Annotated in this window: 9 protein-coding genes; 2 read left to right on the top strand and 7 right to left on the bottom strand. The window is 46.4% G+C overall.

Annotation, left to right across the window (positions count from 1 at the left end):
• The 7 genes from ABV001_RS12710 to ABV001_RS12680 all read right to left on the bottom strand — a co-directional run.
• Positions 1–194, bottom strand: a 194-nt coding sequence (locus tag ABV001_RS12710; protein WP_352423154.1) for a DUF3575 domain-containing protein, incomplete at its 3' end; no start/stop codon positions are given.
• A gap of 41 nt (positions 195–235) precedes the next feature.
• Complete coding sequence (locus ABV001_RS12705) at positions 236–712, bottom strand: helix-turn-helix domain-containing protein (protein WP_352423153.1); 477 nt, start codon at positions 710–712, stop codon at positions 236–238.
• A 216-nt stretch (positions 713–928) separates the two neighbouring features.
• Positions 929–2,497: a tetratricopeptide repeat protein gene (locus ABV001_RS12700; RefSeq protein ID WP_352423152.1), complete on the bottom strand. Its 1,569-nt coding sequence runs from the start codon at positions 2,495–2,497 to the stop codon at positions 929–931.
• 242 nt (positions 2,498–2,739) lie between these two features.
• The gene (locus ABV001_RS12695; protein WP_352423151.1) at positions 2,740–4,836 is read right to left on the bottom strand and encodes a fimbrillin family protein; all 2,097 of its coding nucleotides are present in this window, start codon (positions 4,834–4,836) and stop codon (positions 2,740–2,742) included.
• A 127-nt stretch (positions 4,837–4,963) separates the two neighbouring features.
• Positions 4,964–5,971 (bottom strand): fimbrillin family protein, encoded by a 1,008-nt coding sequence (locus ABV001_RS12690; protein ID WP_352423150.1) that lies wholly within the window; start codon positions 5,969–5,971, stop codon positions 4,964–4,966.
• 61 nt (positions 5,972–6,032) lie between these two features.
• Positions 6,033–7,091, bottom strand: coding sequence for a DUF5119 domain-containing protein (locus ABV001_RS12685; RefSeq protein ID WP_352423149.1), 1,059 nt, complete (start codon positions 7,089–7,091; stop codon positions 6,033–6,035).
• On the bottom strand, positions 7,088–8,329 hold the full coding sequence (locus tag ABV001_RS12680; protein WP_352423148.1) for a DUF3575 domain-containing protein: 1,242 nt from the start codon (positions 8,327–8,329) through the stop codon (positions 7,088–7,090). The genes ABV001_RS12685 and ABV001_RS12680 overlap by 4 nt, the downstream gene beginning before the upstream one ends.
• Positions 8,330–8,879: 550 nt before the next feature.
• Between ABV001_RS12680 and ABV001_RS12675 the strand changes: the two genes are divergently transcribed.
• Both ABV001_RS12675 and ABV001_RS12670 read left to right on the top strand, forming a co-directional pair.
• A complete protein-coding gene (locus ABV001_RS12675; RefSeq protein ID WP_352423147.1) occupies positions 8,880–11,864 on the top strand; it encodes a PEP/pyruvate-binding domain-containing protein in 2,985 nt (994 codons plus the stop codon).
• Positions 11,865–12,076: 212 nt separating this feature from the next.
• Positions 12,077–12,820, top strand: coding sequence for an Ig-like domain-containing protein (locus ABV001_RS12670; protein ID WP_352423146.1), 744 nt, complete (start codon positions 12,077–12,079; stop codon positions 12,818–12,820).
• Positions 12,821–12,860: the final 40 nt, after the last annotated feature.

The following is a 12,860-nucleotide window of genomic DNA, read 5'->3' as shown; positions in this document are numbered from 1 at the left end:
GTGAACGGGTTTACGCCGGCTCCCAGCTCCAGGGTCATCTTGCGGCTCAATGCCATCTCCAAGGCCAGGTTGGGTGTGGCCGTAGCGTCGTAAAGGAGGTTGTTCTTGATGGCCACCTTTTGCGCGAATGCTCCCGGGAGGAAGGCTGCCAGCGCCAGGATGACCAAGAGAAACTTGTGACTAATCTTATGCATAATTTGTTTATTAATTGAAAGGAAGTTGTCGATAGACAGTATCATATAGCGTTAGCGATCCTGTCCTTTTGTGGGGACATCCCGAATTTTTTCGTGTATACATTCACTAAATGCGACACGTTTTTGAAACCGTACATATTGGATATCTCGGTAATGGAGAAGTCGGATTTATGCACGAGCGATTGTATCTCTCCCATCTTACGGTCGAGCATCCATTGGTAGGGCGTTTCATCAAAACATCTCTTGAAATGGCGGGTGAAAGTCTTCAGGCAGTCATAGTTGCATAGTTCCGCCAGCTCTTTCATGGTTTTTGCCGACATGTAATTACTCAACACCCTGTCCTCAAACCATTTTAATTTTGATGTGCGGGGAATCAGTTTTATCAGAACGATATCATTGTCGGGTGATGTGTTTATCTTACTTTTCAGCCCGTCTGAGAAAGTAAATGTGCAGGATTCCACATCCGTCAGCAAATATTTGCTTTCATTGTTCTTTCTTTTGCATCTGTTAACGTCCATCTATATACTTCTATTTATTGGTTCTTTATGATCGGTCAAGACTGTGATTACTTGTTCACGACCACTTACAAAATTTTCTCTGCGGAACAAAATTGCAATTTATAGACAATTGAGTAATACTTCAATGACTAGCACCTCTGAGGCTTTTTTGGGTTTTGAAATTAAGGTCGCAAAACTATTGTAAAATAAAATTTTCCCCAAAAAATCACCTACTCATCAGATGCTCTGTTTTGCAAGTGTTTGTTTATTAAGTGTATGTCGTGAATTGTTTAGTTGTTCATCCAGTGTGATTTGCAGAATTTTGTTCAACCAGACATGTATGTCCACATCGGTGTCGATGCCCAATTTTTTCCGGAGCCTGTATTTCCTATTCTGGACAGTTCTTATGGAGCGATATGTGCAATCCGCAATTTCTTTGGAGGTGAATTGAAGATATATAAGCGCAAGCAGATGTAATTCGCTTAATTGCAATTTATACGCACTCATTGCTTGTGTAAATTCAGGATAAACCTCCTGGAATCTGACCATAAACGTGGAATCATTCGTCTTAGCTAACTCCACGATTTCGGTGAATGATTCATTTACCTTTATTTTGAGCACTTGCATTTCCTGTTCTTGTTGCATTTCTTTTTCCTTTTCTTTTTCCTTTTCCTGCCAATAATTAGCTCTTTTATGTCTTATAAAGAAGAAGATAAGCATAATTATAGTCCATAGCAAAGCAATGACAGCTACAAGGATCCTGGATACTTTCCTTTGCGTGAGTTTAAATTTGATCTCTCTGTTGATCAGTATGTTAAGGATGTTGTTGGACGCTTTTAGTTTTTCATCGTTGAACTCTTTCTCAATGACCTCCCGCGCATTTTTATATTTACGGGCGGTTATCGTGTCATTGAGTGACAAATAGATATTGGCTACTTTCTCGTAGAGTGCGGGATATTCAGCCTTCAAACCGGTTTCCCCGAGATTTTCCAAGGCCATGGAGTAGTAATGCAATGCTGAATCAGGATTCTCTGTGTTCAGGTACATGTCCCCTTGGCAGGTATATATCCACGAACGGTAGCGGAAATTATATTTATCTGCCAGCGCGATGGCTTTAACGAAATATGCGTCGGCGGAGTCACATCGCATTTTATCCGCATGGAGTTTGCCTATTGAGGTATATGTGTTGATGAGGATGGTGTAAACGAAAGACTCGTCCATGGTGTCCAATATCCCTATTTTCTTCTGGATATAATAAAATGAAGAATCGGGGCGATCGGTGATTCTATATAGGTGTGCCAGATTCTCATAGGCAAGCGCCTCTAAGAACTGCCGCTGTTTCTGTTGTTTTATCCGTTTCACATAGGAGAGTCCATGCAGGAATTCCTTTTTTGCCTTATCATATAGTTCCAGATTGGAATATATACGGGCTTTTACCCGAATGAATTCGGACTTTAATTTTGCATCTCCATCCACATATTTTTCACCGCGAACAATATATTCTACTGCTGTGCTGTAATTTCCTGTGTCGGATAAGGCCTGGGCAATGAAAAAGCAGGATTCTGCTATTCCCTTGCGGTAACCGGCTGATTGCGCCAACGCCAATGCTTCCAAAGAATAGCTAAGGCTCTTTTCCAAATCAGGAACAAGACGGCATTCATAAGAGAGATCAAGCAGGCTGTCTACTAGGGTGGCATCAGATGATCCCTTCGACTTTGTACAACCAACAATCAGCAATAAGGTCATGGTGAATAGTGAGATTCCTTTCATGCGTTTGAATGAGTTATCTAAATCCGATAGTTGCATATATTTATTTAATTTTCCCAAAATTATCTATTAATATATTTATAAAATAGTGCATGCGGAATTATACCACACAGACAGATACTCATCGGATACTCGATTTTAAAATCTCCCGGTTTGGTGGTGGTTTGCAGGGCGTTTTTCAATAGATTTCAATGGATGGGATGGGTATTTTGTCGGCTAATCATGACAAATGCCCCCGCCGCACATGGCAGGGGCATTTCATCCCGATTGACTATTTTTGATTATGGCTTCTTCCTGACGGCGCGGACATGAAGCTTGGTGGCGCGGTCTTCGGATGAAGTGTTACTTCCATTTACCTTATATGCGTTGGCATTATCATCGAGAGCCGTGGATGTCCAATAGTTGCCACTCAACGGATATTGAGGGTCGTTCATTTGTGTACTCTCGGTTTGTGACGGGAGATACCATACCAAATCGTTTGGATTTAGTACTGGCTTTTCTACCGTTTGACCCTGATTAGTTTCCGTGGTCTTGCCATACTTGTTTTTCATGGCGCAAGCGCGTGCCGCGAATTCTGTAGGATTCTGGATTGTCGCTCCTGCGGGTTCTACGGATCTCACGCCACCCATGTTGGCAAGCCGGTTTTCCAAGTCAGCCGCATTGCTGATTCCTTGATAATTGTATAAATCCAGCGTGTTTTGATATCCGTTACTTGTCGATAGGGCCACGTTGGAGGCTGATACTTGGGAGTAGTCTATAGTAATTTTCAAGTCATCCCATAGTCCCGAACCACTAACGGACGAATACTGTAATCCGAATATCCTTATTATAAGGCCATAAATAGCAGTTCCTAAACCTGTTCCCATATTATAAATCACCTTATAATTAGCAGGCCACTTGAATCCCCACGGATAATCGCCGTCTTCTATCCTTTCGCACCCCAGGGTACCGATCCCAGTTCCGTTCCAGGCGGGGCAGAGCTGCGAAATGGTGAAGGTGACGGGCGTGGCATTTAGCATATTGGTTGGGCGTAATTTGAGAACCGCATTACGGATATCGTTGCCTATGTTTTCTGTGAGAAAAGCATAGACGGTGATGTCTTCTCCCGCAGATCCTGATATGGAAGCGGTTCCCTTGTCGGACTCTATCCAATAGCCTTGCGCTTGAAGGTCGGTGAGGTTGACGCGGAGAGTCACCCAGGACTGTTCCGAAGTCATTGTCCAGCCACCGGCTATCTCTCCGGCCTTTATCTTGATAGGATAGATGATATAGTGCGCGTCCTGAAGCACGGGTTCGGAGATGAATTCCAATTCGTATTCGGGAGATATGGAGAGCTTGTAAGTCACGGTCTTTCCCATCGGCCACTCCTGTCCGGCGACGGAGGCGGTGAGCGTGCGGTCCTGGTTGGAGAGGTTGTCGTGGAACACCACTTCAATGGTTGCTCCCGCGGGCAGGGTTTGCGGCAGCATCATAAAGGTGCCCTCGGCGGTGGTGATTTCAGTGCCGTTTGCCATACCGGCGGTGGTGGTCTTGTTCAGTGTCTGGCTGAAATTGGCGACAGATGAGGTGTTCAGTGCCCAAGCATCGGTGTTCATATCATAACTGCCACTGTTCCTGACACCTTTCAGGGTGATGCTTTGGATAGTGCCCGGTTGCATGTCGCTTCCCACCACGAAACGGACTGCGGTGTTGATATGGTTGAAGGTGAGTGGTACAACGGTTTTACTGTCTCCCTGTATCTCGGCGGTGGTTGCCACCACCACATCTTTCTGATTGGCCACATCGGCGGGCACCGTGTACGCCAGTTTCTTGTCTTGTTGGGGAGAGGTTGGCTCCGTCGTGATGCCGGGGGCATCGGCAGGCGCGTAGGCATAAAATTGGAGCGTATGGACGTTGCCGGGCCAATAGTAGGTGTTTCCGGTGGTGCCCCATACATTGCCTCCCTTGTCGGTCACCGTCTCATTCATATAGAACTCCGGGTGCAGCGTCTCACCGGTTTTCCAATAAGCCAGCACCTTGAATGCCGTGTAGAAATCATCCTTGGTCACCGGCGTGGCGCGTGTCGCCCCGTTCTCACCCACGAGGGTGGAAGCATGGATGCCGTCGGAAACGATGGTGCTTACACAGAGCGTGTCTGTGGTATTGTCACCCCTCAGCACAAAACGATCTACAGTGATACCGTCGTCATTGTCGGTGTCGGCTGTTCCTCTTGTCTGGCCTGCTCCTGTGGAGGAGACGCCAAAATAAATGCCGTCGGATGCTTTTCCCGGTTCGTTGTCCACCGGGAAATTATCGTTGTCGCACGAGAAAAGAAGCAGGGTAGCGAGAATGCCCGCCATGCCGCTTGCCCATAAATGCCGTTTCTTATGTCTGTTCATTGCTCTCTGTTTTTATCGATGGGGCAGTGGAATGATCCGCCGCGTGTAATTGTGAGTGTAAGGGGAACATTCAACCCCTTACACCCTGTAATCTAACGTACCTTATAACAAGGCGGTCAGGAATGGTTTACGGTGTCACGGGAGTTGTGTCTTCGAAACCGGTTAGGTCTCCTCCATCAGTGAAATCTGCCCAATCTGTAACTGTTGTAACGGTAAACTCGATCGGATAGAGCTCTTCTTCCGGATTGATATTTTCCGGGTTCAGTTCGGCATTGAACACGTAGCTGTTACCGGGAAGCATTTCCACTGCGGGAACTACCACATCCACATGGTTGTAAGTGGCAGCCAGCACTGTGCCTTGGTACATCTCAACCTTGAAACTCAACTTGTAAGCCTGGTTCTGAGGGATCATGTACTTGTGGTCGGTGGCACTGGAAGCAGTTGTTGTGACCTTGGCATCTGTTGCCAATACGGGGCCGAATTCCAATGTGGCGGCTGCGTTGTCGGCTGCAAGCGTCCAGGTCTTGGTGGCCGCAGACACGTCGCAAGTGGCTTTTCCGTTGGCATCGGTGATTTTTACCTCTGTCACCGTCAATGTGGTACTTGCGTTATCCATGGCATTGGAGAAGTTGAACTTCACACGGGAGAGCAAGTGGCTGAAAGTGAAACCGACTTTGTCTGGTGCGGCAGTAATAGGATCCGGAGTTGTGATCTCGCCGGAATAAGCGTACAACAGATCTTGCGTGCCGGTTCCATTCGTAAAAGTGATGATGCCACCCTCTACTTTGCTGTTCACGTCATAAGTCCATTGCGCGCTTGTGGTGGGAGCGATGGCGGAAAAATAGTACTTCTTACCGGCAGTCCAATACTGGGTATTGGCGTAAGTCCAAGTATCACTGCTACCTGTTACAGCCTCGCTGGTGAAAATCTGGCCACCGGCATTTTCCATAAACCCATAGACGCTGAAATTGCTGATGTTGGCAGTGGTGATGTCGTCAGTTGCACCCCGTACACTCTTGTTCACGAAGGTGTCGAACTGGATGGCGCTACCTTTGGCGAATTCCACCGTCTCGTCGTTATTGCAACTAACCAACATGGCTGTCGCAACCAAACCAATAAATAAAAACTTTTTCATTTTCTAAAATTTTTAAAGTAAAAAAATAACTATCTGACTCTAACTCTTAATGTGTTTCTTTTCAGAGAGGCAGTTCGATATCCTCGAATTCTCCCCAGTCGTTCACCTCCACGTCGAATCCGGAACCACCTTCCTGACCTTCCTCATCGGTAATCCCGAAGTCGCGCACCACGATGACGCCTCCCCGCGGCTGCGCCTTCACCTGATCGGTCACGTCGAAATCGAAGGACTTTATGTTTCCGTTCTTCATCCTCACCTCCAGGTTCAGGGCATAGCGTCGTTCCATCCGGGTGTATTGTTCATTGGGGAAGTCGGGTATGCCGAACGACTTGACCACCGCTTGGGGGCCGAAGGCCTCCATGTCGCAGTCGAAAAGCACCGTCACGTCGTTCTCCGACGTACGGCCGGTGGTCAGGTAGACCGATTCGGCCATGCCGGCCAGCGCCCCCCGCGCCAACACCACGTATTGCAATCCGGCGCTGAATTCATATCGTATCAGGTAGGTAAACACCAGCGGATGCATGGTGACAGGGATCTCCTCAGGCTCCACTGTCCGCCGTGCGATGTAGGAATCGATATAATAGCCGTAAAGCATGTCGGGTGGATTGACCGTATTCTCCGCCCGGCTCTGCATGTAGGAATTGCCAATGTAGGATGAGCGGCTGCGGGTGCGGGTGGTGGCCCGCGCCGAAGCGGATGTCTGTAGGTTGTCGAACACGATGAATTCGGTATCGTTGTTGTAGAACAGCAGCGAGTGCTCTCCTTCCGACATCGGGACAATGCCCCCTTCAGGGGCGAGGTTCACGATATTGTTGGAGCCGTCGGCATTGTATACCTGAACGCGCAACCCCTCCGGGGTCACCGGGCGGAGCGCGTCGTACGCCATGCCGAAGGTCTCTTGCCATGTGGGAAAGGTCTTCCAGTCTGTGCCCCCCTCGTAGTTGTATTGCCACTCTTTCTCATAAGCGGCTTTCACAAGTACCTGCGACTTGGGCGAATGCTCGTCGTGGTTGTAACACAACTCCTTGTGCTCGCAGGAAGAGAAGCCGGCAAGTAACCCTAACAGGGGTATATACCTTATTATATTACCAGGATGTGTTATATGTCCCCTCTTTTTCATCTCGCGCCTCCTTTCTTGCTATTGCTATTGCCCCGACCGATCAACCAGACCAACGAGACCTCGGCCTTGGTGGGACCGAACCAGTGGCGGTCTTTGGTGGACTGCCATACATAATGCCCGTCCATGGGATTGTAGGTTTTGTACTCTCCTCCCAGATAACCTGCCCCGAGGGTGAAGTCGATGTTCAGACGGCGCGCCACCGGCAGTGAGTAGCCATATTCTACTCCTCCGGCATAACTCCACTTGTCACCCAAGTAGCCTTTGCCTCCCCACTCGAAGTCGTAAGTCACCAACTGGCCGTACAAGCCAAAGTGATGCCCGGTCAGCGGTTTCTCACCGGCTTTTCTCCCAAACCATCTGCGCACGGCGATGTCACCGCCGTAAGTGCGCCAGTAGCGGTGATGACGGTCTGTCTTCCACCAGGCGTACATCCAGTTTCCGGCGACCGACCAGTTCCTGCCCAGATAGAACTCCACGCCGATGTTGGGCACGGCCAGCAGGTCATACAGCATATTGGTTTTCATACTCATGAAGAAAGGATTTTTAGCTTGTGGCACTACCTCTTCTATGACTGGTGTCGTGATAATCTCTTCCACTTTCACGGGTTCTTGCTGTGCGGGAAGCTCTTCTATTTTCGTCGCGGCCGGCTTTCGATCGAGTGTGACAAATACTACGCAAGCGTTTCGCATAGCAGCAAAAAAATAGTCGGTCATATATTTCCAGGCCTTGCCTTCATGTAATTTCATCAGTTTGTCTATGCGGGCATCAATCATCATCCCGTTCTCAGATCGGGTCATCGCAGATCTCTCATCCAGGATGGTTGCCACTTCATCCTTATAAGGTATATCGGAAGCATTTACCATCCTTTTTAGTTCATCCCATGGTATGTATTGCTCCTCGCGGCTGATGATCTTCTCGGGTAATTCGACCTTGTTCCGCACAAATTCTTCAAGGGCGGAGAGGCGTTCGCGCGATAGTTGCCTGTTCCGCCGTTCACTTCCTTCAAGCGATGTGTAACCACAAAAAGATACATTGGTCAGGATTAGGCTGCTGTCATTTTGAACAGACTGCAAGAGCGATACGATATTGGAGAGTTTCACGGCATTATTGTCGTATGCCGGATCAAGTATTCCGCTTCCTACGCGAAAGCCCACAATGATCTCCGTAAGGTTTTCTTGTGCTGACACCCGGGTAGTGAAGGGTAACAGGAATAGAAAGAAAATGCAATATTTTTTCATACATTCTTCTTTTTAAATCACATCTCTTTTTGAGACAGATCATATTTGCTAAGGATGTGCTGTTTTGGTAAATAGCTACTGATCCTTGATGTTTTTTTTGATCCTTTGATATTTGTTAGCAAACATATTATAAAATAGATTTTTTTTAAAAAAAATAGATACTCATTAGGTACTCCATTTTATTAAATTATTGTCATTTAATTGTATATATATGTCTTTTTTTTGTTATTCTTCCGAGGATAAATTGGAGTGATTTTTTAATCTATGTTATCGAAAATAAATGTGCTATGGTTATTTAATTCAAATTTTTGATCTATATTCGCACTGCGTGCGTTATTCGGCTTCGCCAATTCTATTGTAATTCGGCTTCGCCGTTATTCTATTGTTATTCGGCTTCGCCGTTATTCGCTTCGCGTTATTTCCCGCTTTGCGGGATAATGCTCAAATTACCAACAAACAACAACTGAATAACAACTGAATAACAATCGAATAACAATTGAATAACAACCGAATAACAATTGAATAACAATCGAATAACAACCGAATGAATATGAAACTAAAAACCTCCGGGTCTGTAGTTAAGGCCCATGATATAAACCGGTTCAGGTTCCGTGACACACCTTTTGTCAAGCTGATGAACAAACGGATCTACAATATCCTGATGGTAGCTTCACGCTATGATATGTTTATCCTGGAAGACGACGGACGTGTGGACGAACAGATATTCAACGAATATACTTCACTCAACCTGCGTTATCCACCCAGGTTTACACAGGTGGGCAACAGCAAGGAGGCTTTGGCGGAACTGAAACAGAATCATTATGAGCTGATCATCTGCATGCCTAATATGGATAACAGCGATACGTTTGATCTGGCAAAGCAGATCAAGGCGCGTTATTCCGATATTCCGGTGGTGTTGCTTACGCCTTTCTCCAAAGCGGTTACCCAATCATTGAGTAAATCGGACCTGAGCGGTATCGATTATGTTTTTAGTTGGCTGGGTGATACCGACCTGCTGTTGGCCATTATCAAGATCATTGAAGACCGGATGAATGTGGAGCATGATGTGAAGACTGTAGGTGTACAGACTGTCATGCTGGTAGAGGATTCTGTCCGTTTTTATTCGTCGGCCTTGCCCTTGCTCTATAAGTTTGTATTGAGTGAATCGAAAGAGTTTTCGAAGGAGGCGCTCAACGACCACTTGCGAATGCTCCGCATGCGTGGTCGTCCCAAAATACTGCTTGCCCGTGATTATGAGGAAGCGGTCACCTATTACAAGAAATATGGGGATAATATGCTCGGAGTAATCAGCGACATGAGCTTCAATGTGGATGGAGAGAAGGATAAAATGGCAGGGAAACGGCTTGGTGAGTGGATCAGGAAAAAGGATCGTTCTATCCCGATTATCTATACTTCTTCCGAATCGGACAACCGGCAGCATGCTGCTGCGGTGGATGCCGTATTTATTGATAAGAATTCCAAAACTTTTCCGCAGGATCTGCGCAAGGCGATCAAGGAGAATCTTGGCTTTGGCGATTTTATCATTACCGACCCAAACACCAAGCAGGAAATATTCCGTATCAAAAACCTGAAGGAATTGCAGATGAATATCCGCAATATCCCTGATGATGCTTTGTATTATCACCTTTCGAGAAATCATTTCTCAAGGTTTTTTTATTCCCGTGCCATGTTTCCCGTGGCGGAGATGCTCAAGAAGATTGACGTCTCGGAATACGCCAATATGCACGATGCCCGTGAGCTTATTTATGCCACTATCGTACAATACCGGCGTATGAAGAACACCGGTGTGGTGGCTGTCTTCGAGAAGGACCGGTTCGACCAGTATTCCAATTTCGCCCGTATCGGTGAGGGATCGCTCGGAGGGAAAGGGAGAGGCCTGGCTTTTATCGGTTATATGGTGAAAACGCATCTGGAGTTGAACAACAACCAGAACTTCCCTGTCACTACGCCCAAGACGGTAGTGCTTTGTACCGATATCTTCGATGAATTCATGGAAGCCAATAACCTCTATCCCGTAGCCCTTTCGGAGTTGGAGGACGAGATGATCCTGAAACATTTCCTTGCCGCCAAGCTTCCGAAGCGGTTAGTCAGTGATTTCCTCGTTTTTTTTGAAGCGATAGAAACACCCATTGCCATCCGTTCTTCGAGTTTGCTCGAAGATTCACAATATCAGCCGTTCGCGGGAATTTATTCTACCTATATGATTCCTTATGTGAATGATAAATATGAGATGGTTCGTTTGCTCAGCAATGCTATCAAGGCGGTGTATGCTTCAGTTTTTTATAAAGATAGCAAGGCATATATGGCTGCCACGCAAAACCTGATCGATCAGGAGAAGATGGCAATCGTATTGCAGGAGGTGGTCGGTTCCCAATATGGGAACCTGTGTTACCCCGCTATTTCGGGGGTAGCGCGTTCGCTTAATTATTACCCTATCGGTAACGAAAAACCGGAGGATGGCATCGTGAACATGGCTTTCGGCTTAGGAAAATATATTATGGACGGTAATACGGGCCTCCGTTTTTCTCCGCTCCATGCTTCCAATATTTTGCAGTTGAGTTCGCTCGATCTGGCATTGAGTGACACCCAGACCCGTTTCTATGCACTTGACCTTCACTCGGAAATAAAGGATTTTATGGTGGATGATGGCTTTAATCTCCTGAAACTTCGACTCAAAGAAGCGGAAAAGGAAGGTCCGCTCCGGTATGTAGCCTCTACTTATGATCCCCAGGATCAGCTTATCCGTGATGGTTATTATGAGGGTGGGCGCAAGATCATCTCCTTCGCCAATATTCTTCAGCATGGGATGTTTCCGCTTTCAGAAATCCTTGATAAACTGCTGAAAGCAGGCCAGAAAGAGATGGGACGGCCAGTGGAGATAGAATTTGCGGTGGATATTGCAGACAATCAGTTTGCCTCTTTTTATGTATTACAGATCCGACCGATTGTAGACAACAAGGAAGTGGTACATGAAAATCTGGAGGAGGTGTTGCAAACCAACACGGTATTGTTTTCGAAAAATGCTCTTGGTAACGGGATTTCGAACGATGTACATGATGTGGTTTACGTGAAGACCGCGGCCTTTAATGCTTCGAAGACTCCGCTGATAGCGCGTGAGATAGAGTTGTTGAACAGTCGCTTTGCTGCTGAGGGAACCAATTATGTGCTGGTCGGACCGGGTCGTTGGGGCTCTTCCGACCCTTGGTTAGGCATACCGGTGAAATGGCCACATATCAGCCAGGCGCGGGTGATTGTGGAGTCGGCAATGGAAAATTACCGTATAGAACCCAGCCAGGGAACGCATTTCTTCCAGAATCTCACTTCCTTTGGCGTGGGTTATTTCACAGTCAACCCTTTTGTGGAAAACGAGGGTTTCTTTGATGAGGAATTTCTGAACACACAACCTGCCGTATATGAGACCGAATTTATCCGGCAGGTACATTTCGACTGGCCTGTGATCATCAAAATAAATGGTAAAAAGAGGGTAGGAGTGGTGATGAAACCGGAGAAATAATTTTTTTTATACTTATGTGCAGGTAATTAATTGGTTACAGGTGAAAAATAGGACCTGTTTTACCGTTAATGGGTGTTACAAAAGGTTTAAGTATGGTTAAATACGCTGCTCCCATGCAGCGTTTTGTTTTTTCTCCCATCTGTCCTTATGTGTAAAAGAGATCTCAAACTACACAAATTACACAGTTTTTAACTATAAAAAGAAAGGTTATTATGAAAAAAATTTCTGTTTATTTATTGGGCTTGATATTGTCAGGCGCGTTTTTCGTTGCATGTGATGATGATGATGATTCAAAGTTGACATTCGATAAAAATAGCGTCGAAGTGATTATCGGTGAAGAAGCTGTTGTGAAAGTAAGTGGTGGAATGGCTCCTTATGAAGCGGTTCCGGCTGATGAAACGGTGGCTGAAGTATCTGTCGATGGGAGAGATATAACCATCAAAGGTCTGAAAGAAGGTAACACCACTGTAAAGGTAACCGATAAAGATGGAGTGGATGCAGTCATAGCGGTTGCTGTGAAGGAAGATCCTTTTGAAGATGAGAAAGGAGACGCTACTGTACGTATCAAATGGGATAAGTATGAAAAGGTATTCGGTACGGATGAGGGAACCTTCACGCTCACCAAATCCGAACAAAAAGTTGTCACCTTTTCATGGACGAACGAAGAGGAAGATGAATCGTTGGTATTGGCATTGAATGACCCTCAGGATTGGATCGGAGGAGACACCGATACGGAAGAAGCTGCTTCTGTCAGGGAATCATTGGTTTCTGTTGGGAAACTGACGGTGACAGAGGAAGGAAAAGATCCCGTTGATCATAATGTGACTTCGTGGAGGCTTGTACAAGGCCAACCGGCTGATGACGAAGAAGGGACTCCGGATACTTACTGGATCGCCTTTACGTCGGATGCCAAAGATGGACTTGTGGTAGCTCCGCTGACGGTGGAAGCCGAATAAAAAGTATTTTTTTTACTTTACCGGTATTTTCTTTCAATGC

Origin of the sequence: Proteiniphilum sp., from assembly GCF_040307845.1 — a bacterium.
Lineage (GTDB): Bacteria > Bacteroidota > Bacteroidia > Bacteroidales > Dysgonomonadaceae > Proteiniphilum.
Note: the sequence above shows the minus strand (reverse complement) of the source record. Positions and strands in the feature narration are given on the sequence as shown.

Bases quoted from the DNA above. Each gene is read 5' to 3' on its own strand.
- ABV001_RS12690 (WP_352423150.1), bottom strand. From the start codon at position 5,971: ATGAAAAAGTTTTTATTTATTGGTTTGGTTGCGACAGCCATGTTGGTT.
- ABV001_RS12705 (WP_352423153.1), bottom strand. From the start codon at position 712: ATGGACGTTAACAGATGCAAAAGAAAGAACAATGAAAGCAAATATTTG.
- ABV001_RS12685 (WP_352423149.1), bottom strand. From the start codon at position 7,091: ATGAAAAAGAGGGGACATATAACACATCCTGGTAATATAATAAGGTAT.
- ABV001_RS12675 (WP_352423147.1), top strand. From the start codon at position 8,880: ATGAAACTAAAAACCTCCGGGTCTGTAGTTAAGGCCCATGATATAAAC.
- ABV001_RS12700 (WP_352423152.1), bottom strand. From the start codon at position 2,497: ATGCAACTATCGGATTTAGATAACTCATTCAAACGCATGAAAGGAATC.
- ABV001_RS12670 (WP_352423146.1), top strand. From the start codon at position 12,077: ATGAAAAAAATTTCTGTTTATTTATTGGGCTTGATATTGTCAGGCGCG.
- ABV001_RS12695 (WP_352423151.1), bottom strand. From the start codon at position 4,836: ATGAACAGACATAAGAAACGGCATTTATGGGCAAGCGGCATGGCGGGC.
- ABV001_RS12680 (WP_352423148.1), bottom strand. From the start codon at position 8,329: ATGAAAAAATATTGCATTTTCTTTCTATTCCTGTTACCCTTCACTACC.